Below are 25693 nucleotides of genomic sequence, written 5' to 3' on the forward strand. Positions count from 1 at the left end.
GGGCTCAGCCGAGCAGGAACGGTCGCAGCACGTCGGCCGAGCGACGCCCGTCGTGCACGGCGCGCACAAAGTCGGGGCCGAGAGCCGCCGTCGCCCTCGCCGCCTCACGGTCGTCGAACAGGTCGCGCAGCACCGTCTCGAGCTCGGCGGCGCGGGCCTGCACGATCGGCAGCCGCTGGCTCGTTGCCGCCAGCACTGTCTCGCGCGAGAAGTCGGCGACATGGCTCACGACGACGCGGCCCGCCGCCATCGCCTCGCACGCCGCGACCCCGTAGATGCCCATCGAGAACTGGTCGAGCACGATGTCGGCGTCGCGGTAGGCGGCGACCATGCCCTCGTGGGGCAGCTTCTCCAGCCGGCGGTAGTCGATGAGACCCTGCTCGTGCAGGCGATGCAGGGTGGGCTCGACGAGCTCGGAGCCCTTCATGGCGGCCCGAGAGGGCGCGTGCACGACGCGAGGCACGGCGCGCGACAGGGGCGCAGCATCCGTCGCCCATCGATCGACGTCGACGACGACCGGCAGCCACGTCGCCTGCGAAACGTCGCGCAGCAGGTCGGGCGTCGAGACGAAGACGGGCAGGTCGAGCCGGTCGAGCAACGCGCGGTTGCGCTCGGTCAGCCGTTGATAGTGGGCGATCTGGTCGCCGAGCGCAGTGCGGAACGGCGAGTCGGCCTCGAGCTCGGCGTGCCGGCTCGGCAGGCGGATGTCGCTGCCGTGACACAGCATCGCCACGTGCAGACCGCGATCGAGCGCCCACCGCACCTGCTCGTCGACCGACTCGAGCAGCACGCCGCCGAAGGGCCAGCGCTCCGCCTCGACGATGAGGTGGGTGAAGTCATGCGCGACGACGGCGCGCTCGGCGCGCTGCCATCGGCCGGATGCCGCGTACACTCCGCGCGGCACAGCCGTATCGGCGGGGTGGCGGAACCCGGCACGGAGGACCTCCACCATCGACACCGCGCCGACCCCGGGCAGGTGCCGTTCGGCGGCACGAGCCCACTGCCACGCCTGCCCCGCGAAGTTGGCGGGAGCGATATACAGACGCACGGGGCTGTCGGGGGCACGGCTCGGGGCGGGAACATCCGCAGGGCGGTAACGGTACTCCCCCGGCAGCAGACGACCGACGAGCGCCTCCGGCAACGCGCGGATGACCTTTCCCGCCACGCGCTTGAGGCGGCTCACGGGCGGGCCTCGCGCTCCGGGCGCGCGCTGCGATACGGCGTTGCGGCGGCCAGCTCGATGGCGTCGGCGGCGCGGCTCGCGACAGCGGCGAGCGAGACACGCTCACGCGCCCACGCGGCGAAGGCTGCGCGCTGCTCGTGTGTCGCCGGATGGTCGAGTGCGCGTTGCAGGGCGGCGCCGACCGCGCGCGGGTCGTAGGGCACGGCGGTGCCCAGCGGAGCATCCTCAGCGAAGGTCGCACCCGAACCCTCGCCCGCATAGAGGATCGGCGTGCCGCAGGCCGCGGCGGCGTGCAGCTTGGCGGGGAAGAACCGGTACGCGGCAGCATCACCGGATGCCGGGCGCGCGCTCGCGAGCGCCACCGTCGCCCCGCGCAGCCACCGAGCCGCCTCGGCGGGAGCGACCGTCGGCAGCACATCGACGCGGCCGGGAGCCTGCCGCTCGCCCGCCGCCCGCAACGCCGCGTAGTCGGTGCCCGACCCGAGGTAGACGAGACGCAGCCCGTCGACATGCTCAAGGGCGTCGACGAACACGGCGGCGCCGTGCACCTCGCTGGCCGTGCCCGCATACAGCGCGTACGGTGCGGCGTCGGCGACTGCCGGCTCGACCGTGGGGTCGTCGGCGGTGTACACGCGCGTATCCGCGCCGTTGCCGACGAGCGCAATGCGATCCGTCGGCACCCCGAGAGCCTCGAGCCGCTCCGTGAAGTCGGTCGAGACGGAGAGTACGCGAGCGGCTTTCCTGGCGGCCGCGCGCTCCAGACGCCGCACGACCGCGACCACGGCTCGGTGGGTGCCGGCGTGCTCCGCCGCGTCAGAAAGGATGTCGGCGGCGTAGTAGACGTACGGCACGCGGCCGAGGCGGCAGAGCCAACGCACGACGGTGCCAGTCGTCGGGGGTGGCTCGACGACGACGATGTCGGCGCGCGCTGCGAGCAGGCGGCCCAGGAGGGGAATGTCGAAGCTCAGATACGGCAGGTAGCCGCGCACAGCGCCCTGGCGGTTGCGCAGCACCGGCCAGCGGCGCACGAGCACGCCGGGCTCCTCCTCGACGACGGTGCCGCGCGGCGGGCGGCTCGTGAGCACCTCCACCTGATGACCGCGCGCCGCCAGCTCGCGGGCGAGCGCCCCCAGCCGGGTCGCCGCCACGGCGGGCTCCGGCAAGAACAGGCGTGACGCGATGAGGATGCGCATGGCCCGTTCAGGCTATCGGCCTCTGACACAATGACACTCATGCCCGACGCCGTCGATACGACCTGCTGGGTCGTCATCCCGCTGTACAACGAGGCGACGATGATCGGCGGCGTGGTCGAGGAGCTGCGCACGCGGTTCGCGCACGTCGTGTGCGTCGACGACGGCTCGAGCGACGACTCGATCGCGGCGGCCGAGGCGGCGGGGGCCAGAGTGATCCGGCACCCCCACAACCTCGGCCAGGGCGCGGCCCTGCAGACCGGCATCAGCTACGTGCTCGCCCACCCGAGCGCCGAGTACATCGTGACGTTCGACGCCGACGGCCAGCACCGGCTCGTCGATGCCCTCTCGATGCTGCAGCGCGCCCGCGAGGAGAAGCTCGCGATCGTGTTCGGCTCGCGATTTCTCGACGACCGCACCCGGCCAGGGTTCCTCAAGACGGTCGTGCTCAAGACCGCCGTCGCCGTCACCAACCTCAGCACGGGCCTCACCCTCACCGACGCCCACAACGGCCTGCGTGTGCTGCGCCGCGATGCGGCGGAAGCGATCGAGCTGAACCAGGACCGCATGGCGCACGCCACCGAGATCGTGGTGCAGCTGGGGCGTTCCCGGCTGCCCTGGGCGGAGCATCCCGTGCATGTCGTCTACACCGACTACTCGAAGGCGAAGGGTCAGTCGCTGCTCAACTCGGTCAACATCCTCGTCGACCTCGTCATCAACTGAGAGGGGCCCGCCATCATGTGGTTCCAGATCATCCTCGTCCTCGCCCTCCTCGGCATCGCCGCCTACCTGCTGCGCTCGACGCCCAGCCCCCGCCACCTGGCGATTCGCCGCCTCGTCATGCTCGTCGGCATCCTCGCCGGCATCGTCGTGATCATCTGGCCCGACCTGCTCACGGCGATCGCGCAACTGGTCGGCATCGGCCGCGGCGCCGACCTGCTGTTCTACGTGGCGATCATCATCGGCCTGCTGTACATCGTCAACGAGTACAAGAGGTCGGTGCGGCTCGCCCGGCTCAACACCAGGCTCGCACGCGAGATCACCCTCACCGAGGCGCGGCTGAACGACCGCATCAGCGAGCTCGAAGCGCGCCTCGATGCAGGCGGCTCCGCCGCGACCCGCTCCGACTCGGCACGCACCGACTCCGGCAGCGGCACCGCCGAGTAGGCGCCGCATGAGGATCGCCGTCACGACCGGGCTGCTGCCCGTGCCGCCGACCTACTTCGTCGTGCAGCACGCGCTGCAGTTGGCGGCGGTGCACGAGTTCGCCGTGTTCGCGCGGGCGGCGCGCGTGGGCGACCCCGAGCTGGGGCTGGCGATCGACTCGGTCGTGCCCGAGGGTGCCGGCTCGTGGCCGTGGCGCATGCGGCTCGCGGTGCTCGTGGGGCGGGAGCACGCGAGGCGCATCCGGTCATGGGAGCCCGACCTCGTGCACCAGCATTTCGCGACCTGGTCGCACGGAGCGGTGAGCGCCGGCCGCCCGCTCGTGACGACTCTGCACGGCTACGACGTGGTCGCGGCCGAGAGCCGTGCGGCGTCGCCGCTCGCCGCGTTCCACCGGCGCAGCATCCGTCGCACGATCGAGCACAGCGACCGCGTGCTGGCCGTGAGCCGGTACCTGGCCGACCGGGCGATCGCGGCGGGGTTCCCGCACGAGCGCGTGCAGGTGCACTACCAGGGCATCGACACCGACTGGTTCACGCCCGGTGACGAGAGGGCCGCTGGTCAGGATGCTCCCGCCCTCGTCTTCGTCGGCCGCTGGTCGCGCGCCAAAGGCCTGCACGAGCTGCTCGACGCCTCGATCGCCCTGCAGGAGCGCACCCCGCACCGGCTGCGCGTCGTCGGTGCGGGCCCGCTCGAGGGCGCAGTGCGTGCCGCCGCCGCCGCGCACCCGCACGTCGAGGTGCTCGGGTCGCTGCCGCGTGCCGGGGTGCGCGATGCGCTGCGCGGGGCGCGCGCCCTCGTGCTGCCCACCCAGCTCGACCGCGGCTGGCGGGAGGCCGCCGGACTCGTCTTGCTCGAGGCACAGGCGTGCGGCGTGCCCGCCATCACCTACGCGAGCGGCGGCGCGCCCGAGATGGTCGTCGACGGCGAGACGGGGCTCGTCGTGCCCGAGCACGACACGGCGGCGCTCGGCGACGCCCTGCACTCGCTGCTGACCCTGCCCGCGGGCGAGCACCGCGCGATGGGCGCCCGCGCCCGCGACTGGGTCGTCGCCGAGCGCAGCCTCGCGGCGAGCGCCGCGCAGCTCGACGCCCACTACCGGGAGGTCGAGGGGTGAACGTTCCCACTGACGTGCCCACCGTGGAGGTGATCGTGCCCGTCCACGATCGTGGGCGACCCCTCGCTCGTGCCGTGCAGTCGGTCGCCACGTCAGGGCTGCGATGGGGCGAGCAGGTCGTCGTGACCGTCGTCGCGCACAACCTGCCCCTTGATGCCGTGCACGGCATGCTTGCCGAGCTGCCCGTCGAGGCGGTCGTCGAGGTGCTCGAGTGCGCTGACGGGCTGCCGAGCCCGGCCGGGCCCCGCACGCTCGCGCTGGAGCGTTCGCGCGCGCGCTACGTGTCGTTCCTCGATTCCGACGACTGGTTCGAGCCGGGGGCCCTCGCGCACTGGCTGCGGCTCGCCGAGCGGCACAGCCTTGCCGCGGTCATCGCGCCCGAGCGCCACGCTTCCGGCCGAGCCGTGCTGAACCCGCCCGTGCGCGCCCTGCACGCGGGGGCACTGCACCCCCGTCGCGACCGTCTTCCCTACCGCACGGCCCTGCGCGGTCTGCTGCAGCGCGAGGCGATTCTGGAGGAGGGGCTGCGCTTCAGCGAGGGGGTCACGAACGGCTCGGACCAGCCGGTGAGCCTCGGTCTGTGGTTCTCGGGCCGCCCGGTGCGGTTCGCCAGCCGCGCGCCCGCGTACGTGCTGGGGGATGATGCGCCGAGCCGCGTCACGCGCACCCCGCAGCCTCTCGACGCCGAGGTGGCGGCCTCGGCGCAACTGCTGCGCGGCGGGAGGCTCCGCTCGCTCGCTCTGCGCGATCGGCAACTCGTGGCGACGAAGATGGTGCGCATCCACCTGTTGCCCGGTCTCGCGCTGCGCACGCCCGACGTTGCCGACGACCGTGCCGCGCACGAGTGCGCTCTCGCCGCCGAGTTTCTGCACCTCGCGCGCGACGCGGCGCCTGGTCTCGAGCGCTCTCTATCCCGCACCGACGAGAGCCTGGTCGAGCTGCTGCTCGCCACCGAGCTCGACCTCGAGAGCGTGCGCGGCCTTCTCACGCAGCGCCGCCGCTTCACTCGGCCGTCGACGCTCCTGACGCGCCGGGCGGGCGACGCTCTGCGTCGGGATGCTCCGCTGCGGCTCGCGGCAGCCTCGGCTCTGCTGCCTCTGCGCCTGCGTCGGGCTGCGTCAGCAGCGGCACCGCGAGGCTGACGAGCAGCGCGAACGCGAGCGAGCCGAGCAGCCACACGGCGTTGGGGCCGACCGGCCCAGCCCACCACCATTCGGCGCCCGCACCGAGGTCGAACCCGGCGCCGTCGATGCCGGTGATGTAGCGGCGCATGGTGAGGTGCAGCGCCACGAAGTGCGCGCCGGCGAGCGCCGCGCCGATGAGCCAGCCCTGCAGGCGCGTCACGCGCGCCGGGGCGTCGGTGCGCGAGAGCAGCAGCAGACCCGCGAAGAGCACGATGAGCGGCAGGAGGTACCGCGGCTGCACCTGCTGGCCGACCCGGTCACCGCCGGCCTGCAGCACGTAGAGCGGCAGGGCCACGAGCACAGCGCCGACGAGCAGCAGGGCGATCGCGCGGCGCCGCTCGACGCGCGCGAGACCCACGAAAGCGAGGACGAGGAAGACGCCGACGACGGCGAACGAGACGAGAGAGGGCATCTGCACGTCGAGCCAGCCGAGCCCGCCCTCGGTGAGCAGGCCCGCCCACAGCGATGGCAGGTTGAGCACGTTGTAGGCGAGCAGCGCGGGGCCGGTGATGACGGCCTCGAGCCCGCCGCCCTCACCCGAGCCCGCGCCGGAGCCCGCTCCACCCGAGCCGAAGCCCTGCAGACCGCTGGCGACCTGGCGCGAGGTGAGGAAGAGCACGAGCGCGACGACGGCCATGATGAAGGGCAGCACGGCGAGCTTCGCGTAGCGCCATGTCGGTGTGACGGTGAGTACGAAGACGACCGCGATGGCGAGACCCGCGTAGAGGGCGGCGTCGCCGCGCGACCCGGCGGCGGCGAGAGTCGCAACCACGAAGACCGCGCCGAGGCCGATGCGCCGCCGCCCCGTCGACTCGACGTAGCCGAGCAGTGCGAGCCAGCTGCTGCCCACCCCGATGATCGCCCACGAGCTGGGGTTGTTGGAGGCGAGCAGGAACGCGCCGAGGGGCACCATCGTGGCGAGCCACGCCCACACGAGGGTCGTGCGGCGCTCGGGCAGCAGGCTCCACAGCGCAGCGCTGAGCCCGACGAACAGCCCCACGCTCAGCAGTCGCATGAGCAGCGCCGACACCTGGATGTCGCCGCCGGCGAGCAGCCCCGTGGCGGCGTAATAGACGGGCGGGTACTCGCCGCTGAAGTTGCCGCGCCCGGTCTCGACCGTCTCGCTCGTCGCCCAGTCGAACTCCTGCCCCTGGCAGGCGGCGCTCTTCTGCGGGTCGTACGCGTAGCAGGCGATGTCGTCGAGGGCTTCCGGCACGACGCGTTCGTCGTCGGCCGCGCCCGGCTCGCACAGCTCGCCGGCGGCGAGGCCCGCGCACCACGAACTGGTCAGGTGGTAGTCGTCGTCGGGCGAGGAGCCGATCGGTGAGGCGAACGCCCACGCCACGAGGGTGAGGGCGGCGAGCACGAGCAGCAGCAGCGGCCGACGCCGATCGACGATGCGCGAGGTCGCCCGCACCAGGCGGCGCTCGCTCACGACCGACCGCCCAGCCGAGCGCGCACGCGGGCGGCGAGCCCGCGCACTCCGGAGTGCCGCAGATGGTGCCACGCCATGCGCGCGGTGTGCCCGGCCCCCGCCGTGCGGCGCGCGCGATCGGATCCCGCGCCCATAGGTGCCCGACCCGGCACGTAGTCGGCCGCGTGATGCGGCGCATCGACGTAACGCAGGAGCGGCTCGAGCACCACCGGCCACGTGTACTGCTCGCGCACGCGCGCCACGTTCGCGCGATACTGCCCAGCCGCGACCGTGTCGGTGAGCACGGTCGTGAGGGCGTCGGCGAGGGCATCCTCATCGTTCGCCGGCACCACGATGCCGAGGCCTTCGGCGCGCACGAGGTCGGCGAAGCCGTCACCCTCGGTCACGACCATCGGCAGCCCCGCCCACAGGTAGTCGAGAATGCGGGTGCGAAACGCGAAGGTCGTCTCGACATGCACGTGGTGGGTGCTCACGCCCGCGTCGGCCTCGAGCAGGTAGGCGCCGCGCTCGTCGTAGGGCACCCACGTGTCGTTGAAGATGACCTCGCGGCCCTCCACCCCCAGCTCGGTCGCGAGGTCGACGGCGCGGCGCACGATGCCCATCTCGTCGACCTTCGGGTGGCGGGTGCCCAGAAACACGAGGCGGATGCCCGGCACCGACTCCTTCGCGCGCGCGACCGCGCGGATCAGGGTGAGCGGGTCGAACCAGTCGTACACGCCACCGCCCCACAGCAGCACGCGCGAGTCGGCGTCGATCGCGGGGTGCACGCCGCGCAGGGCGCGACCCGGCACGGGAGGCTCGGTCGGCAGGCCGAACGGCGCGAGCGCCAAGAGTCCGCGCAGCTCGGGGTCACCGGTATACGTCGCAGGGCTCACGCGGCCGATCGCCGCCAGGTGCCCGAGGTAGAGCAGCCGCTGCCGCTCGCTGGCGCACAGCACGAGGTCTGCGCGGCGCAGCTGGTCGACGAGGCTGTCGCGCGCCGTCGCGACGCGCAGACTCCACGTCGCTTCGGGAAGGTCGCGGCCCTGCTCCAGCGCCTCAAGGTGCATGGGCGCGTACACGTCGGCGACGAGGAACCGGTCGGTGCGGCGCAGGCTGGGGAACTGGCCGAGGCCGTAGCCCTGGAACACGATCACCTGTGCCCAGCGCTCGTGCCTGCGGAAGGCGCGGTCGTCTCCCGCGCGCACCTGCTCCACCGCCACGCCGTCGCGCACGGCCGCCTTCGTGGAGTCGCTCGTCGACACGACGCGCACCTCGTTGCCGTGCCGCTGCAGCTCGAGCGCCATGTTCCAGGCTCGGATCGCGGGGCCCGCCATCGCGGCGCCGACCGGGTCGCCGGTGAGGATCACGACGCGCGTCACTCTGGCTCCCTCTGGTCGGTGCTCGGGCGGTGCCAGCCTAGTCGGCGCGGTAGGCGTCTTGTGCGCCCGAGTCGCGGCATACGACGGTAGCGCTGTCAATACTTTCGGTCTATAGTCCTCCTAAACCTAATCTATTGAGGACACTATGGGACGTCGTGCGATCGGTCTGCACCCTGTGGCCCGTGATGCGGTCACCGTGCTCGGGCAGCAGGTGCGACTCGCCCGCGCCCGCAAGGGGTGGACGGCTGCGGAGCTCGCTCGCGCCGCTGGCGTTTCCGACTACGTCGTCTCCTCGGTCGAGAGAGGCTCGCCCTCGGTATCGATCGGCAACGTGCTCAACGTGGCCGCCATCGTGGGCGTGCCGCTCTTCGGAGTCGACGACCCGAGCGAGCTGACGGTCATGCGTCGCCGCGGCGAGGAACGCCTCTCCCTCCTGCCCCAACGCGTGGTCGCCCGCCGCCCGATCGCCGATGATGATGGCCTCGATTTCTAGCGCCTTCGTCTGGGTGTGGCTGAGCGGTGACGCGCAGCCCGTGCCTGCAGGCAGGCTTCAGCGTTCACCGGACGGCCTGGTCTTCGACTACGGCCGCCGATACCTTGAGCGACCCGGCGCTGTGAGCCTCGCCCCCACACTTCCCCTGGGCACCGAGACGTTCGGCCCCACTGCAGACCTCGGCATGCCCGGCGCTCTGCGTGACGGCGCCCCCGACGCCTGGGGGCGCCGGGTGATTTTGCACGCCCTGACCGGCAGACGCGGGCGGGATGCCGATGTCACTGACCTCGACGAACTGACGTATCTGATGGCGTCGGGCTCGAACCGGCTGGGGGCGATCGACTTTCAGGCGTCGAGCAGCGAGTACGTACCGCGAGCTGACACCGCCGCACTCGACGAGCTCAATGCGGCCGCGCAGACCGTCGACGCCGGCGGAATTCTGCCTGAGAACCTCGCGGCCGCCCTCATCGACGGCACGGCCATGGGCGGCGCGAGGCCGAAGGCGCTCATAGTCGACGACGGCGTCGAGTTCATCGCCAAGTTCTCCACCACCGCCGATGTGCTGCCCGTCGTCGGCGCAGAAGCGGCCAGCCTGGCTCTGGCGCGGCGGGTCGGCGTTCGCGTGCCTGCCAGCCGCGTCGAGCGATCGCTCGGCAAAGACGTGCTGCTCGTGGAGCGCTTCGACCGCCCGGGCAACGGCACGAGATCGATGGTGGTCTCGGCCCTGACGCTTTCCGGCCTCGGCGAGATGACAGCGCGCTACGGCAGCTACCTCGACCTCCTCGCCACGCTGCGCGAATGGGGCGACGACGCGGGGGATGAGCTGTACCGGCGCATCGCACTCAACATCGCCATCTCGAACACCGACGACCATCTGCGCAACCACGCGGCGTTCTGGGACGGACGCCGCCTGCGCTTGACCCCCGCATACGACCTGTCGCCTATGAACCGCTCGGGCGAGACCGCGTCGCAGGCTCTGCCGTACGGCCCCGATGGCGAGCGCGCGAGCAACCTGGCCGAACTGGCCCGGCACAGTCCTCAGTTCGGGCTCAGCCGCAAGTCCGGCCTTCAGATCGTGCAGCACATGGTCGACGCGCTGACCGAGGGCTGGCAGGAGGCCGCCGACGAGGCACGCCTCACCACGCAGCAGCGTCGACTGCTCTGGGGTCGCCAGTTTCTGAACCCCGGCGCGCTTCACGGCCTGCCTTAGGTTGGCGCAACGTCACGAGCGCCGGCCGGCGGGCTGAACGAGGTCGCGCAGCACGTCGATAGCGCCCCGGCTGTAGCGGCCATAGCGACCCCGCGCGACGCCTGCGACGATGCCGGGGATGCGCGCCGGCTGCCACCGGGGCAGGTCACGGCGGCGGGCCTCGTGCCCGTGCTTCGCACGCGCCTGCGCGACGCGCTCGGGGGCGACATCGAGGGCGGCGAGCCGCTCGGCGAGCAGGCACGTGCGCTCGGCGAGCAGCGGCGCCCGGTCGTCGCGCGGCTCGCGCAGCTTCGCCCACCGGTCGGCCATGGTGGGCTTGCGCGCGCCGATCTCGTTGGCGCCGTGCGGTCGGTAGTCGATGAGCGGCTCGGGAACGAGGCGCACGGCGTGCGGGTCGTGCGCCGCCGCGACGGCGGCGAGCCACTCGTCGTGCACCCACTCGGCAGGCAGCGGTGCCGCGCGCTCGAGCAAGGTTCGGCGCAGCACGACGGTCGCGCCCGTGACGAGGTTGCGCCGCAGCAGCACCGCGAACGCGTCGCCCGCGATGAGACCCTCGCGCTCGGCGGCGGTGATCTCGAGTGCCTCCAGCAGCGTGAGCCCGAGGGGCTCGCCGGCGGCGTCGACGAGGCGCGCGTCGGAGTGCGCGAGCTGCAGCCGGGCATCCGCGGCGAAGAGCGGCACGAAGCGTGCGAGCTTGTCGTCGCGCCACACGTCGTCCTGATCGCTCAACGCGATGAGGTCGCCGCGGCAGTGCGCCATCGCGTCGGCGAAGTTGCCGACCACGCCCAGCGGCGGGCTGTGCCGCCGCACGATCAGCGCGGTCTGCACGGCGGTGTCGGCGGAGCGCGCCTCGGCTAGCGCGGTCTCGATGATCGCGACGGTGTCGTCGCTCGAATCGTCGTCGCCGACGACCAGCTCGAGCGGCGCGGGGCGCTGCGCGAGGATGCTGCGCACCTGCTCGCGCACGAATCGACTGCCGTTGCGCGTGCACAGGGCGACCGAGACGGTGAGCCGATCGGGCTGCGCGGGCGAAGTCATGCCGTCAGCCTAGGTGAGGGCCGCCGGTAGGATTCGAACCACCATGACCCGCCGCGACGACTCTCAGACCGCCCGGGTGGGCGTCGTCACGGTGGCCTTTCGTTCCAACGCGGTGCTGCCCGATCTGCTCGACTCGCTCGAGCGGGCGAGCGAGCAGCCGCTCGAGCTCGTCGTCGTCGACAACCTGCCCGGCGAGGGATCGCTCGCCGGTGATCTGGCCGCGCAGCACGGCGGCCACTACCTGCCACGGCCCGACAACCCCGGCTACGGCGGGGGCATGAACGCGGGCGTCGCGGCGCTGCCTGCCTCGGTCGAGTGGGTGCTGCTGTGCAACCCCGATGTCGTGCTCATGCCCGGCAGTGTCGACGCGCTCCTGGCCGTCGCGATGTCCGATAAGCGCATCGCGATTGCGGGCCCCGCGATCCGCAACGCTGACGAGACTCTCTACCCCTCAGCTCGGTCGGTGCCGTCGCTGCGCACCGGCATCGGCCACGCCCTTTTCGTCACGGTGTGGCAGTCGAACCCGTGGACGTCGCGGTACCGCGACGAGCGCGCCCCCAGCGGTCAGCAGCGGGATGCCGGCTGGCTATCGGGGGCCTGCATCCTGGTGCGGAGGAGCGTCTTCGAGCAGCTGGGCGGGTTCGACGAGGGCTACTTCATGTACTTCGAAGACGTCGACCTGGGCTACCGCGCGGGTCTCGCCGGGTACCGCAACGTGTTCGCGCCCAGCGCGGCGGTCATCCACACGGGAGCGCACGCCACGACGACAGAGTCGGCGCGCATGGTGCGCGTGCATCACGACAGTGCGCGGAGGTTTCTGCGGGCCAAGTACCGCGGGTGGTGGCTGTGGCCGGTGCGCGTGGGGCTCAGTGCCGCGCTGCGGGTGCGCGCAGCGTGGGTGGTGCGCCGCACCCGATGACGGGCGTCACAGCCTGCGACAACTGCCGCGGCGGCTACTCTTTCTCTTCTTCGAGCGCCTTCTCATAGCGGTCGGTCACCTCGGTCGCGTCGCCGACCTCGCGAAGGCGCCCCTTCTCGAGCCACGCCACCTGGTCGCACATCTCCTTGACCTGGTTGAGGGCGTGAGAAACGAAGATGACGGTGCGGCCCGCGCCGGTGAACTCGAGAAACTTCAGGCGCGACTTCTCGCGGAACGCGCCGTCGCCAACAGCAAGCACCTCATCGACGACGAGAATGTCGGGCTCGGTGTGCACGGCGACAGAGAAGCCGAGGCGCACGTACATGCCCGATGAGTAGTTCTTGACCGGCTGCTCGAGAAACTTCTCGACACCCGAGAACTCGACGATGTCGTCGAACTTGGCCTTCACCTGCTTGCGGCTGAGCCCCAGGATGGAGCCGTTGAGGTAGATGTTCTCGCGCCCGGTCAGCTCGGGGTGGAACCCGCTGCCAACCTCGAGCATCGAGGCGGCGGTGCCATTGAGCGTGATGGTGCCCTGGTCGGGGTGGTAGATGCGCGCGAGCGTCTTGAGCAGCGTGGACTTGCCCGAGCCGTTGCGACCGATGAGGCCGAAGGTGTGACCCTGCGGCACTTCGAACGACACGTCGCGCACCGCCCAGAAGTCTTCGGCGACCGTCTTGCGGCCGCGCATGACGGCCGACTTGAGGGTCTGGTTGCGCTCCTTGTACAGGCGGAACTTTTTCGACACGTTATCGACGATGACGGCGGGCGGGGCGGTGGTCGTGGAGGTCACAGCAGTTCAGCCAATCGCTTCTCGTTGCGGGAGAAGATCAGGAATCCCAGGGCGAAGACGATCCCGGCGGCGCCGAAGACCCACAGCGTGTCGTCGAGCGAGGGCAGCCGGTTGTCGTACAGGAGGTTGCGGAAGACGCCGACGAAGTGCTCCATGGGGTTGAGTCGATAGACGAACAGCACCCAGTCGCCTATTCCTCGGGAGGCCTCCTCGACGAGGCTCACCGGGTAGATGATCGGCGTCAGGTACATCCACATCTGCAGCACGATCGTCGTGAAGTGCTGGGTGTCGCGGAAGTGCACGTTGAGGATGGCGAGCATCATCGCGACGCCGACGGCGAAGAGGGCGAGCAGCCCCATCGTGAAGACGACAAGCGGCAGCCACGGGATCGGGAAACCGCCGAAGATCCACAGGGCGAGGGTGAGCACGCCCATCTCGATGCCCCACGTGATGCCGACCGACGACATGACGGAGAGCGGCAGGTGCATGCGCGGGAAGTACACCTTCTTGATGAGGTTGGCGTTCGACACCATCGAGTTGAGGCCGCCGTTGACGACGCGCGAGAAGTACAGCCACGGCAGAAGGCCGCACATGAGCCACAGGGGGTAGATGTTGAGCCCGCTCGGGTCGCCCGGGTCGGGGTTGGCACGGAAGATGAACGAGAACACGACCGTGTAGACCAGCATCGTCGCGATCGGGTTGAGCAGCGACCAGAGCTGGCCGAGCACGGTGCGCCGGTACTGGCCCTTGACCTCGCGCATGGTGAGGTTCGCCAGCAGCTCGCGGGTACCGAGCAGCTCCTTCAGATACTTCATCCTGTGCTTTCGACGGGCCTGGGGCGCCTCGCGGGCCTGGACAACCGTCTCAGTGTAGGCGACCTGACGGGGCCCGACGCGGTGCGTGCCCGAAACGCTCGCGGCACAGCTGCTCGGCGTAGTCGGGAACGACGATCGCGCCGTGCTCGGTGGGGTGGGCGACGAGCACGACCTCATCAGCGGTGACGCCGTGACGTTCGGGCACGCCGAGCAGAGCATCCGGCCCCCAGACGGCGACGGTACCCGCGTGCACGGTCTCTCCCAGCGCGAACAACTCCAGGGCGATGCCGTCATCGATCATCGCGTGGTAGGCGTCGCTCCACGGCTTCTCCTGCGTGGAGTGCAGAAACCCGGGGGCGTGCAGGATCGCCGTGGTGCGGCCCGCCGCGTGCTCGGCCTTGATGAGCGTGCGCAGTGTGCCGGCCGCCCGGTCGAAGGGGCCACCTTTGCGCACGTCGGCGACCACGAGGGTGTCGACCCGGCCGCGGTCAGTGCTTACGCCCGTGATGCGCGTGGGCGCTGAGTACGGCCGCTGTTCAAGCGGGAAGGGGAGGTACGGCGCGGAGGCAGCGGCGCTCCAGCGCTTGTAGGCACTGCGGTAGGCGACGCGCGCCGGATGGGTCCACCCGTCGGCCAGGTCACTGCCGCTGAGGGAGGCGGTGTCGAAGCGCATGAGCATGAGCGGGCCTCGCGTGACCAGATGCGGCACCTCGGCGCCGAAGGCCTCCCCGATGCGGATGCGGTACTCAGAGTCGGCCGACTTGCGGGTCGAGTCGAAGTAGCCGATGCGGCCCACGACGAGCTCGCGGCGGAACAGCAGCGAGGGTTCTGCGAGGCGTAGGTAGAGGCCCCGGCCCTGCGTGAACAGCAGGTCGCTCGTGACGCGCAGCGCCGAGCTGAGATTGGCGGGGGCGTCGGGGTGTGCAAGGAGGTGCTGCACCTGCAGCTCGAGGCGGCGCGGGTGGCTCCAGTCGTCGGAGTCTTGCATCGTGACGAACTCACCCGTCGCGCGCTGGATCGCCTCATTGCGGCGTACGTAGGTGCCAGCGTTCTGCGTGCCGCGCACCACGGTGACGCGGTCGTCGAGCGCGTCGATGCGGGTGAAGATGTCGTCGTACTCGGTACCGGAGGCGTCGTCCATGACGAGCAGCTCCCAGTCGCGCCAGGTCTGGTCGATGATCGAGCGCACGGCGTGCAGGGTGTCGTCGTTGGGCCGGTAGGCGCTCATGATGACGGTCACGCGCGGCCCGCTCACGCTTGATGGCGATGCGGCGGGCGCGGCGAGGCGGTCGAACGGCGACCCGTGCTCGCCCACGAGCGTGATCGGCTCGAGACCTGCGGCGCCGAAGGACGCGTTGCACAGCGCGAGCCAGGCCTCCTCGTCGCTCGCGCCGGTCTCGGCGACGTGCGGGTTGACGAGGTCGGCGAGCAGCAGCCGTCGCTGCCACGATTCCGTCTCGACCTGATCGAGCACGACGGCGGCGTCGGCGAAGCGACGGGCGCCGACGCACAGCTCAGCCACACGCACGCGCGAGGCGTCACTCGCGTGCGCGCTGCGGGCGACGGCGAGGTCGAGCAGCGCCTCGGCCGCCCCCTCGCCGAGATCGTGGATGCTCGCCGCACGCGCGAGTCCGACGAGCAGGTCGACGTCGATGGTGCCGAGCGAGCGTGCCGCGGCGGGCGCACCGAGGCGCGAGACGGCCACGAGCGCGTCCACGTCGAGCGCGCCGGCCGTCGCGCGCAGGGCGAGCGCGTCGATGACCGGGCGGGTGCCCGCGTGCAGGGCGTACGCAACGATCTCGGTATCGGCAGCACGCTCAGCGAGCCGGTTGATGCTGCGTCGGCGCGAGAACGGCGCAAGGCTCATCTGCGCGGTGTCGGCGAGATCTTCGAGCAGACCGGGTGAGAGGAATCCCGTGACCTGGGGGTTATGCCGTGCGGGGGCGCGAGAGCGCAGCCGACGCCGCAGCAGCACGAGCGCGTACACGCTCAGCAGGATGAACTGCGCGAACCAGGCCGCAACGAGCCATGGGTACTCGATCGCCGTGATCACGAGGGCGAGCAGCACGAGCACGACCGGCTGGGCGAGCAACGCGAGCCCGACCAGGATCTCAGCGCGGCTGAACCGGAGGATCGGCTCGAGGTAGGGCTTCAGGAGCGCCTTGAACTCAGCCAGCACGGTTCAGCAGCCTCTGCAGGTAGGCGCCATAGCCGCTCTTGACGAGCGGCTCGGCGAGAGCGGCGAGGGTGGCGTCGTCGATCCACCCGGCGCGCCAGGCGAGCTCTTCGATGCACCCGATCTTGTGCCCCTGCCGGTGCTCGATGACGCGCACGTACTCTGCGGCCTCCATCATGGAGGCGACCGTGCCGGTGTCGAGCCACGCGGTGCCGCGCTCGAGGGGCTGCACGGTGAGCCGCCCGGCGTGCAGGTAGTGCTCGTTGATGGACGAGATCTCGAGCTCGCCTCGTTCGCTCGGCACGATGCCCCTGGCCACCTCGACGACCTCGTTGTCGTAGAAGTACAGCCCCGGCACGGCGTAGCTGCTCTTGGGGTGGTCTGGCTTCTCCTCGATGGAGACGGCGGTCATGGTCTCGTCAAATTCGACGACACCGTAGGCGCTCGGGTCGGCGACCTCGTAGGCGAAGATGAGGCCGCCGTCGAGCGAGCCTGCGGCGGCGAGCGCACGGTCGAGGTCGGCGCCGTGGAAGATGTTGTCGCCGAGCACGAGGGCGACGCTGTCGTCACCGATGAAGTCGGCGCCGATGAGGAATGCCTGCGCGAGGCCTTCGGGCTGCGGCTGCACGGCGTACTGGATCGTCATGCCCAGCTGGCTGCCGTCGCCGAGCAGCGTCTCGAACTGGTCGCGGTGCTCGGGGGTCGTGATGACGAGCACTTCGCGAATGCCCGCCGTGATGAGTGTCGACAGCGGGTAGTAGATCATGGGCTTGTCGTAGATCGGCATGAGCTGCTTCGAGATGCCCTTGGTGATGGGCCACAGCCGCGAGCCGGAGCCGCCGGCGAGGATGATGCCGCGCACTACGGCACCGCCGGGGTGGAAGAGTCCATTCGGCCATCGTATCGATGACGGGCGGGTGCGCCCTGCGGCTACCGGCGCGCCAGGAGCGCGCGCAGGCGACGGGATGCTCGCACGGGGTGCCGCGCAGCACGCAGGCCGAGCGTGGTGAGGCGGGTGAGCCGTGCGCGGGCGGCGAGCCCGCGAGTGCTGGCTGCCGCGGTTTCCTCGAGACGGTCGACCCACCTGACCCACCGCTCGGGAAGGGTCGCAGGGTCGGCGCCGACCGCGGCGGTGAGCAGCGAGACGGCGAGGGGCAGGGAGTGCGGCCCGGCGGCGATGTCGTCGGCGCGCCGCTTCGCCGCTTCGCCGTGCCGCGGGACGAGGGCGCGGTCGTCGCGGTAGCGCTCGAGTGCTCGGGCCCAGGCGTCGAAGTCGTCGGCGTCGATGACGGCTCCCGTGCGCCCGTCGTCGACGAGCTCGGCACCTGCACCGCTGCCGGTGGTGAGCACGGGCTTGCCGAGCGCGAGGCACTCGAGCGTGGAGCGGCCGAAGGCCTCCTTCTCGCTCGGGATGATGCACACGTCGGCCTGCGCGACGCTGGGGAACGGGTTGCGCTGCTCGCCGAGGAAGCGCAGGTCGGCCCGCACACCCAGGCGCGCCGCGCGGCGCAGCAGCTGCTCGTCAGCATGGGCGTCGAGCACGCTGCCGATGAAGCGAACCTCGATGGAGCTCGAGTCGAGCCGCGCGAGCGCTTCGACAACGCGCCACTGCCCTTTGCTGCGGGTGACGCGGCCGAGCACGGCGACCCTCAGCTGGGCGGCGTCGCTGAAGTCGCCCTCCCGGGCCTCCGCGGCCCGTTCTCGCACGCGCTTCAGGTCGACGGGCGGGTAGACGACGGCGACCTCTCGGTCGGGCATGTGCGGCTGCAGCTCGGCGGCGACGGAGCGGGAGTTGGCGACGACGGTGTGCGAGAGCGCGCCGATGTCGCCCAGGGCGGCATCGCGACCGTCGGGGAAGAGGAACCCTTGGCTGCGCTCGCCGAATTCGCGCACGAACCAGACGTGGGGCACGCCGACTCGGGCGGCGGCGATGGCGCCCCAGGGCATGACGAGCGTGTTCGTGATGACGAGGTCGATCTGCTCCCGCTCGAGGAGCTCGATGATGCGGCGAGTGGCGGCCGCGTTCGCGATCTCGCGCAGTCGGCACTGCGCCCGCCCGCCATCCGCCTCCCACACGGCCCACCCCGTCATGGCGAGGTCGACCGATCTCCAGCCTCGGGCGAGCACTTCGCGCGTCATGGCGGCGGAGGGCGCGGGGCCGACGACGATGGGCTCGACGGCCGGGTCGAGCGACGTCCAGTGGTCGAGCAGCGCCAGCAGCGACTGCTCGGCTCCTCCCAGGTGGTCGGCGGCGCTGTGGCTGACGACGAGTACGCGCATCAGACCGCCAGGTCGCGGTACCGCTGCTGGCAGTCCTGCCAGGCGGGCAGCAGTCCGTCGCGGTGCGCCTGGTCGAAGCTCGGCGCCGCCTCATCTTTGGCCGAGAGGATGAGCTCGCCCGCCGGCAGGCGGTAGTCGAGCCCCAGGTCGCTGTCGAGAGGCTGCACGGCGTGCTCGCGCTCGGGGCGGAACACGTCGGTGACGAGGTAGCTGACGGAGGTGTCGTCGGCGAGAGAGACGAAGGCGTGGCCGAGGCCTTCGGCGAGGAAGACGGCGTGGCGGTTGTCGGCGCTCAGCTCGACCCCCTGCCAGTGCCCGAAGGTGGGCGAGCCGACGCGCAGGTCGACCACGTAGTCGACGATCGCTCCGCGGGTGACGGTGACGTACTTCGCCTGGCCGAGGGGAACATCCGCGAAATGGATGCCCCGCACGACGCCGCGCGCCGAGACGGAGGTGTTCGCCTGCACGATCGGCACCTGGCGGCCGAGGGCCTCGGCGAGGCGGTCTGCCCGGAACCATTCGAGAAAGGCGCCGCGCTCGTCGCCGAAGACGCGCGGCTCGATGAGGTGGGCGTCGGCGATCTCGAGCGGGGTGATGAGCACGTCAGGAGCCTAACAACCGGGCAGCGCGCGGCCGCCGCAGGCGGTGGCCGGGATGCACGATGCTCGCCAGGGCTGCGCGGCGCACCATGCGCGTCACGGTGGAGCGCGGCAGCAGCCGGGCGGCGCGGTCGGTGCGCACGAGCTCCACGCGTCGAGCGCGCACCGAGGGGTTGCGGGGCGCGGCGCCCAGAAGCGCCTCGGGGTGACGGACGACGAGCAGGTCGACGGTGACCGCTTCATCCAGCACGACCTCGGCGACCCGACCGGTTGTGATGAGAGCCTGCAGCGGTGCGGGGCTCGGCTCGTGGGCGTGCGCGAGGTGGGGCGAGAGCATCGCCAGGAGACCGACTCTCAGACCTCGGTCGGCGAGCGCGGCAAGCTCGAGCACGATGGCGCGGTGCAGTGGCGCCGCGCGGTCGCACGCGCGCGGGTCGAGCACGTAGAGCACGTCGAGCTCGTGCTGCGGTGGAGCTTCTGCCCGCACGATCGCTGGCACGGGAAACCGTGGCGCATCCTGACGCGGGTCGTATCGCAGGGCGCCGTGGTCTCCCCGGCGCTCGCCGTGCCACGCGGTGAAGGCGCTGCGGTAGGCGCGGTAGCCGGGGTGCATGCGCATCATGCTGAAGGCGAGCGCGCTCTCTGACTCGTCGTGCCGGCGAATGTGGGTCAGCGGGGCGCGGGACGGCTCGGCCGGTATCTGCTGCTCGTAGGCGGCCTCGATTCTGCGCCGGTACTCGGCGTCGGCGCTGCGCCGCTCGTCGGCGAGGGTGCCGACGGCTTCCCACACGGAGCGGTGCATGAGCAGGCTGGAGTGCATGGGCTGGCGCCACGCGCCGCCGGGGTGAACCCAGCCACCCTGCTCGGTCATCCGGCTCGTGTGCAGCATCGTGACCGGTATCGGCGATTCTTCGATGAGGTGCTGCAGCTGCCGCTCGAGACGCCGGGGGTGCACCCAGTCGTCGGAATCCTGCGCGGTGAGGTAGTCGCCGCGCGCCTCTCGCCAGCCGTCGGCGCGTCGGCGATGCACTCCGGCGTTGTCGTGGGCGCGAATGAGGCGGATGCGCTCGTCGAGGCCAGCGAGCGCCTGCAGGTGGTCGTGGAACTCGGCTGGCGAGGCGTCGTCGACGATCACCAGCTCCCAGTTCTGCCAGGTCTGCGCGATCATCGACCGCACAGCGGTCTCGGCCATGTGGTCGGGCCGGTAGGTGGTCATGACGACGGAGACGAGCGGGCCGGCGTCGACGCGTGCGCTCGTGGTGGCACCGAGCCGGTCGAAGACGGTGGCGCCGGTCTCGGCGAGGGTGAGCGGTTCGATGCCGTCGGCACGATGGCGCTCGCCCGCGATGTGCAGCCATCGATCCACGGCGCCGTCGGCCCGCGAGGTGCCGCCCTCGAGGAAGGGGTTGGCGATGTCCTGCTGAAAGAGGTGGGCGCGCTCGGTGGTGCCGGGCACACGCTCGTCGAGCTCGCGGGCGAGGGCGATCTGCCGCGTGCTGATGAGGCCCTCGATGACGCGGTCGCGGTGCCGCCGGGAGGCCCGATCGCCGTCCATGCGCTCGGCTGCCTCGCGGAAGAGTCGGCCAGCGTCGCCTTCGGGCGTGAGGCCGAGCCCGAGCACGCGATGCGCGCGGGCGAGCGCGACGATGCTGTCGAGCGCGCGGGTCGGCGGCGCGGTGCGTGCGGCGTGCGCGAGGGCGGCGAGCGTGACGGGTGACGCGGTCGCGGCTGCGTGCCGCGCGAGCAGGTCGGGGGCTTGCTTGGCCAGAGCGCGGGCGGCGCGCGGCGCAGGGAGTGCATGTCGGGTCATGCGGGGCAGTTCTTCTCGGGTGGGGTGGGTGCGGGTGGGGTGGGTGGTTCGGGTCAGGGCATACGCAGGGCGGTGGCGTTCTCGCGCACTTCGATGATCTCGGGGTGCCGCCCGCCGCGGTCGAGTGCGAGCCAGTCGGCGAGCATGGCCTTCTCATCGTCGCGGTCGGCATCGTCGATGACGACGACGGCACCGGGTGCGAGCTGTTCGGCGAGCAGTTCGACTGCGGGGTAGCGGGCGTTCGGGCCGGTGCCGCCGGGCGGGCCGTCGATGAAGAGCAGACCGATAGCCGTGAGGTCGTTCCACGCCGGGGCTTCGTACCACTGCTGCTGGCCGTGCTTCGTGGTGACCGCGTCGAGGGCGGCGACGCGCAGGTCGACGAGGTCGTCGACCGCGTTGCGCCGCACGGCGGTGCGGGTCACCTCGGCGAAGTCGGCGGAGGCTTCGAGGCTGACGATGCGCACGTCTCCCCCGCGTCGGCGGGAGGCGAGGGCCATCCACACGGTGGTGGCCCCGCTGCCCAGCTCGAGCACAGTGCTGCCCGCCGGCAGCTCGCGCACATGCTCAGTGAGCATGAGGGCGGTGGCCGGGTAGGCAGACCAGCTCGTGAGCGGTACGTGCTCGCCAGGCGTCGGGTACAGGTCGTGCAGGGTCAACAGCGCCGACGTATCCCGGATGACGTGGTGCCGCAGGCGCGCCTCGAGGGAGCCAGGGCTCGTGCCCACCCGTCGGGTGATGGCACGAAGCTCGTCACGGATCTGCTTCAGATCTTCACGTCGTGGCGATGCCTCAATCACCCGGGTCTGGCTCTGGATTCGCGCCAAGAGCACTGCGAGCGCACCCAAGATCGTGAACATGCCCAGCACAAGCCCGGCAACGACGACCACCCAGTTCTCCGCCACTGCTCCACCGACAGCAAGGGCGGCACCGATCACGCATCCAGCACCCATCAAGACCAGGAAGGAGCGAGTAAGCCGAGAACGTGACACGCAGGCAGGCTACATGCCCGGAGTTCACCGCGGAGGATTCGGAGAGAACTCCGTCGAATAGGCTCTACTCCGACCACGACTCACAAGCGCGCAGCCCTGCAGAGAGCACTTACGTTCATGACGACATCGTCCACCGACTCTTCGAGCACCTCGAACGCGCCCGCGCGACGCCTGCGCGCCGCGGCGAGGACCACCGCTCAGTGGCTCGCGCATCATCAACTCATCATCGTGTTCCTCGTTGCGGCGTTCCTCATGCGGTTTTTTCTTGCAGACGTGAACTCCTACTGGAACGACGAGATCCTGTCGGTCGTCATCTACGGCGCGGGCAATGAGACGGTCGTCGATGCGATCCGCAAGCTTGCCAACAACTCGATCCATCCCCCTCTGTACCAGTTCCTTCTCTACAACTGGATGCTCGTCTTCGGGGACGTCGAAACCGCAACCCGATCACTGTCCAACCTGTACGTCACCCTCGCCGGACTATTCCTCTACTTGACCGTCAACATTCATTGGAGTCGACGGACTGCCTTCTTCGCGGCTGCGGCGTTCTCGATCACCAACCTCACGATCCAATACGGACTGGAGACTCGGTCTTACGCCCAGACAATCCTCTTGGTGTCGATCTCGTCGTACGTTCTCATCCGCACCCTGTCTGCGATGGCGAAGGATCAAAACTGGTCGCTTCGCAGCCACTGGTTCTCGATACTCGTCTTGATCGGCGCGAATACGGCACTCACGCTCACGCACTACTACAACCTGTTCTGGCTGCTCGCTCAGGCGCTGTTCGCGCTGGTGTTCCTCATCGTCGAGTTGCCCCGCGATCTCTGGATCCGGGGTGCCATCACATTCGTCGCCGTGTTCGCCGCCGCCCCTGTCCTCTTCTCGATCGTCTGGGGTTGGGTGTTCTTTCCGCAGTTTCGGACTCGCGCCGAGGAGTATCAAGTCGACGAGGCGGCTGCGCGCACACCCATTCACTTGCTCTACAACAGCCTCTTTGATCCCAACGTGTCGGGTGGGCTGATTGGGAGCATCATCGTCTCGGTATTGATCTCTGCGTTGACGGTGGCTGTGATCGTGCGGATCGCGCGTTCACGTCGAGGGGCGCGAGATCTGAACGACTGGGGCGTCATCCACCTGACTTGGTGGCTTGTCATGCCTCTTGTGGTCGTGTATCTCGTCTTCACCGTCCTGAGCGTCGAGCGGTACCAAATTCGCTACTTCATCTTCTCCCTCCCTCCTCTGACGGCCCTGGTGGTGATCGCGATCGGAGGCCTCGTCGTCCTCATCGGTCGTCGTGTCCGCGCTCTTGGCACCAACACGGCTACGACGATCGCGATGACACTCGCCGCTATCGTCGCGTTCGTGCCTGGTGGCTACGTCGGTGCGACGGATGGCAAGACTGACTGGCGCGGCAACACGCAGCGCATCTTGAGCATCATGGAGTCAGACCCCGCGAACGACTACTTCCTTATTGAGACGAGCTTCGGCTCATCGCCTCGCTCTGACTACTACTTCGCCCGATTCAGCGATGAGGTGAGGGTGGACGCTGCGTTGCCGACGCGCGCCGAGCGCAATGGCGAGTTCCCCGACCTCGCCGAACAACTCGAGACCGAGAACCCTGACAGGGTGATCGTCATTTTCAATCACTTGACCACGAGTCGGTTCCCGAACCTGCTCGAATACCTCGACGAGAACTACGACAGGGTGACGGCTCAGTTTGATGGCGGCGGCAGAGCCGGGTACGTCATGTTCGAGCGCACCGACTAGTGGGGAGTCTGCCTACTGCTCCGTGAAGGGGGAGTTTTCGCTCACTGAACGTGACCGCGGCCAGTGCCGCGAGCTCGAACAGGGGTTACTCAAACGCCTCGGGAGCCACCTGTTGGATTGTCGGAGCAATGAGTGGTGCCATCGTCACCATGAATGAAGCGGCGATATGCCCTCCGTCCTTGTGGGTAATCAGACCTCCGACGACGGGATGGCACACAGTGTCATCACAGAGAACCTGCATCGTGTCATAAGAACCGAAGCCTGGCTCATCGATGGTTGCTGCGGCGACCAACAGCGGGTCCTCAAAGGCCACAGAACGTCGGGGCGCACTACACGGTGAGACATCTCCCATCGCACTCTCAACGCAACCCGGAACCGACTCGGGATAGCCAGGGCCATCACTCATGACGACGATCTTCTTGCCCGCACGAAGCCAGGGTTGCCACACTCGCAGGAATCCCTGCGCGAATTCGTCAACCGAGGGTGGATCCGTTCGCGAGAGATATACGGAGTTCACCGAAGCCGACACCACGACCAGGTCGACCCAGTCGGCCTCTTCGAGGTACGGAACGATGTCCTCTTTCCAGGCCCTGCAATCCAGGCCGTGGGGCGTAGTGGAGTCGTAAACTTCGAGCGCAAGCCGGCATCCGCTCTCGCGATACCGGATGACATCCCAACCGTTTTCGCGGCCAAGGGTGAGAATGGCGGGAAGCCAGTGCCCCGCATGGGAGTCCCCCGGAATCGCGACGGTAAATGCGTTCTCCTCTCCTGAGCGATACCAGCACTCTCTGATACCGGTTTCCGGAACGGTGGCGCAATCCGGGACGAAATACGGATCATCGCCGCTTAGTTGCTCACTCCAGGTGTCGAAATTGTCGGCTGCGGCGAACTCGGGCCCGTAGCCAGGCAAGGGGACGCGCAGGGAGGGGCAACTCAGCGGATCGACACTTGCCAGCGCTCCGAAGCACTCCGCGTCAGTTCGTTCGGGCGTTGGGCTCCCCTCAAGGGCGCTTCGCGACACTTCCAAAGCCTCTTGCGCACCGTCAGCGTAAGACTTGCCGAGCACCAAAGCCGGAAGCACTGTGGCTATCACCAGCACTGCGGTGGCTCCCGCTGCTGCCAAGAAAGTCACCTTCGGGGCCTGGAGCCGAGGAAGCACTCGCACTGGATCTTCGATGTAGCGCTTGGTCAGCCACGCGAGAACGAAACATGCGAGCAAGATGAGCAACTTCTCGACCGCAACGAGATCGCGGTCAAGCGCCGCGGTGACCAAGATGATCGGCGGAAAGTGCCAGAGGTAGAGCGAGTACGACACGTCTCCCGTGAATTGCACGGGCTTCCAGGATGCAACGGCAGACGGCGACCAGCGTACCTGCGGAGCGCCGGCGACGATCACGGCCAGGGTTCCGACAACCGGAAGCAACGCGATCCATCCGGGAAATGGGCTTGCGGCAGTGAACAGAAAGGCACTCAACACTATTGCCCCCCAGCCTGCCCAGCTCACGAGTGCAGCCCAAGGGCCTCCGAGAGCCGAGCGACCTCGCAGGAGAAGTGCGAGAAGGCCTCCCGCAGCGAACTCCCAACCGTGGGCTGGCGTCGCGAAGTACGCAAATGACTGGAAAGCGATGGAGCCCCAGACTGAGTAGACGAAGCAGGTCATGAAGACGACGATCAATGTTGCGTAGACCACGGAAAGGCGGCGAGGAATCCACGCGAGGAGCAGGATCAAGGGCCACAACAGATAGAACTGCTCCTCGACTGCCAGCGACCAGTAGTGCTGAACGGGGGAGACTGCATCGTCCGCGGCGAAGTAGTCGACGCTGGACGCGGCCAAGACCCAGTTCACGGAATACAGGGCACTGGCCAACACATCTCGCAGAATGATGGACAAGTCTGCCGTGCGCGCGAGAGCGAAGGAGGCGATCAAGGTAACGCCGAGTACGAAGAACGCCGCGGGAAGAAGCCGTCGAATTCGACGTGCGTAGAAGCCCCCAAGCTTGATCCCATTCGTCGCCAAGAGCTCGCGCGCGAGATGCGACGTAATGAGGAATCCGGAGATGACAAAGAAGACGTCGACCCCGATATACCCACCCGGAACGCGATGGGGCCAGAGATGGAAGGTCACGACGAGCATGACGGCCAAGGCCCGCAGAGCCTGGACTTCTGGCCG

At 69.7% G+C, this 25693-nt stretch carries 21 protein-coding genes and 1 pseudogene; 8 read left to right on the forward strand and 14 right to left on the reverse strand.

The genetic code is table 11. From position 1 onward, the window contains the following. Positions 1-4 precede the first annotated feature (4 nt). Together RJQ01_RS01700 and RJQ01_RS01705 are read right to left on the reverse strand one after the other, a co-directional pair. A complete protein-coding gene (locus RJQ01_RS01700; protein WP_350474966.1) occupies positions 5-1183 on the reverse strand; it encodes a glycosyltransferase in 1179 nt (392 codons plus the stop codon). Next, complete coding sequence (locus RJQ01_RS01705; protein WP_350474967.1) at positions 1180-2376, reverse strand: glycosyltransferase; 1197 nt, start codon at positions 2374-2376, stop codon at positions 1180-1182. The genes RJQ01_RS01700 and RJQ01_RS01705 overlap by 4 nt, the downstream gene beginning before the upstream one ends. Before the next feature lie 30 nt (positions 2377-2406). Between RJQ01_RS01705 and RJQ01_RS01710 the strand changes: the two genes are divergently transcribed. Genes RJQ01_RS01710 through RJQ01_RS01725 form a run of 4 tightly spaced genes read left to right on the forward strand, consistent with a single transcriptional unit; the run spans position 2407 to position 5796 of the window. After that, positions 2407-3096, forward strand: coding sequence for a glycosyltransferase family 2 protein (locus tag RJQ01_RS01710; protein WP_350474968.1), 690 nt, complete (start codon positions 2407-2409; stop codon positions 3094-3096). Positions 3097-3111: 15 nt separating this feature from the next. After that, positions 3112-3540 carry a DUF2304 domain-containing protein gene (locus RJQ01_RS01715; RefSeq protein ID WP_350474969.1) on the forward strand — a complete coding sequence of 143 codons (429 nt, stop codon included), beginning with the start codon at positions 3112-3114 and terminating at the stop codon, positions 3538-3540. A gap of 7 nt (positions 3541-3547) precedes the next feature. After that, positions 3548-4654 carry a glycosyltransferase gene (locus tag RJQ01_RS01720; protein ID WP_350474970.1) on the forward strand — a complete coding sequence of 369 codons (1107 nt, stop codon included), beginning with the start codon at positions 3548-3550 and terminating at the stop codon, positions 4652-4654. Then, positions 4651-5796 carry a glycosyltransferase family A protein gene (locus RJQ01_RS01725; RefSeq protein WP_350474971.1) on the forward strand — a complete coding sequence of 382 codons (1146 nt, stop codon included), beginning with the start codon at positions 4651-4653 and terminating at the stop codon, positions 5794-5796. Before RJQ01_RS01720 ends, RJQ01_RS01725 begins: the two co-directional genes overlap by 4 nt. A gap of 259 nt (positions 5797-6055) precedes the next feature. Here RJQ01_RS01725 and RJQ01_RS01730 read toward each other — a convergent pair. After that, positions 6056-7345: pseudogene (locus RJQ01_RS01730) on the reverse strand (DUF2142 domain-containing protein); the annotation flags it as partial. Continuing rightward, positions 7270-8634, reverse strand: coding sequence for a glycosyltransferase family 4 protein (locus RJQ01_RS01735; protein ID WP_350474972.1), 1365 nt, complete (start codon positions 8632-8634; stop codon positions 7270-7272). The pseudogene RJQ01_RS01730 and the gene RJQ01_RS01735, both read right to left, overlap by 76 nt. Positions 8635-8779: 145 nt before the next feature. Between RJQ01_RS01735 and RJQ01_RS01740 the strand changes: the two genes are divergently transcribed. Then, positions 8780-9127 (forward strand): helix-turn-helix transcriptional regulator, encoded by a 348-nt coding sequence (locus tag RJQ01_RS01740; RefSeq protein ID WP_350474973.1) that lies wholly within the window; start codon positions 8780-8782, stop codon positions 9125-9127. After that, positions 9111-10337, forward strand: coding sequence for a type II toxin-antitoxin system HipA family toxin (locus RJQ01_RS01745; RefSeq protein WP_350474974.1), 1227 nt, complete (start codon positions 9111-9113; stop codon positions 10335-10337). Before RJQ01_RS01740 ends, RJQ01_RS01745 begins: the two co-directional genes overlap by 17 nt. Before the next feature lie 12 nt (positions 10338-10349). Here RJQ01_RS01745 and RJQ01_RS01750 read toward each other — a convergent pair whose 3' ends face one another. Next, a complete protein-coding gene (locus tag RJQ01_RS01750; protein WP_350474975.1) occupies positions 10350-11375 on the reverse strand; it encodes a glycosyltransferase in 1026 nt (341 codons plus the stop codon). Between the two features lie 43 nt (positions 11376-11418). Between RJQ01_RS01750 and RJQ01_RS01755 the strand changes: the two genes are divergently transcribed. Next, on the forward strand, positions 11419-12294 hold the full coding sequence (locus RJQ01_RS01755; RefSeq protein WP_350474976.1) for a glycosyltransferase family 2 protein: 876 nt from the start codon (positions 11419-11421) through the stop codon (positions 12292-12294). Between the two features lie 34 nt (positions 12295-12328). On the opposite strand, the gene RJQ01_RS01760 is transcribed toward RJQ01_RS01755, so the two are convergent. From RJQ01_RS01760 to RJQ01_RS01795, 8 genes are all read right to left on the reverse strand, one after another. Continuing rightward, entirely contained in the window at positions 12329-13087 is a 759-nt protein-coding gene (locus tag RJQ01_RS01760; protein ID WP_350474977.1) for an ABC transporter ATP-binding protein, read from the reverse strand. Next, a complete protein-coding gene (locus RJQ01_RS01765) occupies positions 13084-13902 on the reverse strand; it encodes an ABC transporter permease (protein ID WP_350474978.1) in 819 nt (272 codons plus the stop codon). Before RJQ01_RS01765 ends, RJQ01_RS01760 begins: the two co-directional genes overlap by 4 nt. A gap of 49 nt (positions 13903-13951) precedes the next feature. Next, entirely contained in the window at positions 13952-16081 is a 2130-nt protein-coding gene (locus RJQ01_RS01770) for a glycosyltransferase family 2 protein (protein WP_350474979.1), read from the reverse strand. Further along, on the reverse strand, positions 16071-16940 hold the full coding sequence (gene rfbA / locus RJQ01_RS01775) for a glucose-1-phosphate thymidylyltransferase RfbA (RefSeq protein ID WP_350474980.1): 870 nt from the start codon (positions 16938-16940) through the stop codon (positions 16071-16073). The genes RJQ01_RS01770 and rfbA overlap by 11 nt, the downstream gene beginning before the upstream one ends. A gap of 68 nt (positions 16941-17008) precedes the next feature. Further along, complete coding sequence (locus tag RJQ01_RS01780; protein ID WP_350474982.1) at positions 17009-18358, reverse strand: glycosyltransferase; 1350 nt, start codon at positions 18356-18358, stop codon at positions 17009-17011. Next, positions 18358-18960: a dTDP-4-dehydrorhamnose 3,5-epimerase gene (gene rfbC / locus RJQ01_RS01785; RefSeq protein ID WP_350474983.1), complete on the reverse strand. Its 603-nt coding sequence runs from the start codon at positions 18958-18960 to the stop codon at positions 18358-18360. The genes RJQ01_RS01780 and rfbC overlap by 1 nt, the downstream gene beginning before the upstream one ends. A 1-nt stretch (position 18961) precedes the next feature. Next, positions 18962-20767: a glycosyltransferase family 2 protein gene (locus tag RJQ01_RS01790; protein ID WP_350474984.1), complete on the reverse strand. Its 1806-nt coding sequence runs from the start codon at positions 20765-20767 to the stop codon at positions 18962-18964. Between the two features lie 53 nt (positions 20768-20820). After that, complete coding sequence (locus RJQ01_RS01795) at positions 20821-21756, reverse strand: class I SAM-dependent methyltransferase (RefSeq protein WP_350474985.1); 936 nt, start codon at positions 21754-21756, stop codon at positions 20821-20823. 117 nt (positions 21757-21873) lie between these two features. Between RJQ01_RS01795 and RJQ01_RS01800 the strand changes: the two genes are divergently transcribed. Further along, entirely contained in the window at positions 21874-23523 is a 1650-nt protein-coding gene (locus RJQ01_RS01800) for a glycosyltransferase family 39 protein (RefSeq protein ID WP_350474986.1), read from the forward strand. Positions 23524-23608: 85 nt separating this feature from the next. On the opposite strand, the gene RJQ01_RS01805 is transcribed toward RJQ01_RS01800, so the two are convergent. Continuing rightward, entirely contained in the window at positions 23609-25657 is a 2049-nt protein-coding gene (locus tag RJQ01_RS01805) for an acyltransferase family protein (protein ID WP_502885211.1), read from the reverse strand. Between the last annotated feature and the right edge of the window lie 36 nt (positions 25658-25693).

The sequence above is a fragment of the Microcella sp. genome (assembly GCF_040286215.1).
In the GTDB taxonomy this organism is placed as follows: domain Bacteria; phylum Actinomycetota; class Actinomycetes; order Actinomycetales; family Microbacteriaceae; genus Microcella.

What these genes read in the sequence shown, in the direction of transcription:
- RJQ01_RS01805 (WP_502885211.1), bottom strand. Translation starts at nt 25,657, where the DNA reads ATGCTCGTCGTGACCTTCCATCTCTGGCCCCATCGCGTTCCGGGTGGG.
- RJQ01_RS01715 (WP_350474969.1), top strand. Translation starts at nt 3,112, where the DNA reads ATGTGGTTCCAGATCATCCTCGTCCTCGCCCTCCTCGGCATCGCCGCC.
- RJQ01_RS01765 (WP_350474978.1), bottom strand. Translation starts at nt 13,902, where the DNA reads ATGAAGTATCTGAAGGAGCTGCTCGGTACCCGCGAGCTGCTGGCGAAC.
- RJQ01_RS01790 (WP_350474984.1), bottom strand. Translation starts at nt 20,767, where the DNA reads ATGACCCGACATGCACTCCCTGCGCCGCGCGCCGCCCGCGCTCTGGCC.
- RJQ01_RS01750 (WP_350474975.1), bottom strand. Translation starts at nt 11,375, where the DNA reads ATGACTTCGCCCGCGCAGCCCGATCGGCTCACCGTCTCGGTCGCCCTG.
- RJQ01_RS01710 (WP_350474968.1), top strand. Translation starts at nt 2,407, where the DNA reads ATGACACTCATGCCCGACGCCGTCGATACGACCTGCTGGGTCGTCATC.
- RJQ01_RS01755 (WP_350474976.1), top strand. Translation starts at nt 11,419, where the DNA reads ATGACCCGCCGCGACGACTCTCAGACCGCCCGGGTGGGCGTCGTCACG.
- RJQ01_RS01800 (WP_350474986.1), top strand. Translation starts at nt 21,874, where the DNA reads ATGACGACATCGTCCACCGACTCTTCGAGCACCTCGAACGCGCCCGCG.
- RJQ01_RS01705 (WP_350474967.1), bottom strand. Translation starts at nt 2,376, where the DNA reads ATGCGCATCCTCATCGCGTCACGCCTGTTCTTGCCGGAGCCCGCCGTG.
- RJQ01_RS01745 (WP_350474974.1), top strand. Translation starts at nt 9,111, where the DNA reads ATGGCCTCGATTTCTAGCGCCTTCGTCTGGGTGTGGCTGAGCGGTGAC.
- RJQ01_RS01780 (WP_350474982.1), bottom strand. Translation starts at nt 18,358, where the DNA reads ATGCGCGTACTCGTCGTCAGCCACAGCGCCGCCGACCACCTGGGAGGA.
- RJQ01_RS01740 (WP_350474973.1), top strand. Translation starts at nt 8,780, where the DNA reads ATGGGACGTCGTGCGATCGGTCTGCACCCTGTGGCCCGTGATGCGGTC.
- RJQ01_RS01720 (WP_350474970.1), top strand. Translation starts at nt 3,548, where the DNA reads ATGAGGATCGCCGTCACGACCGGGCTGCTGCCCGTGCCGCCGACCTAC.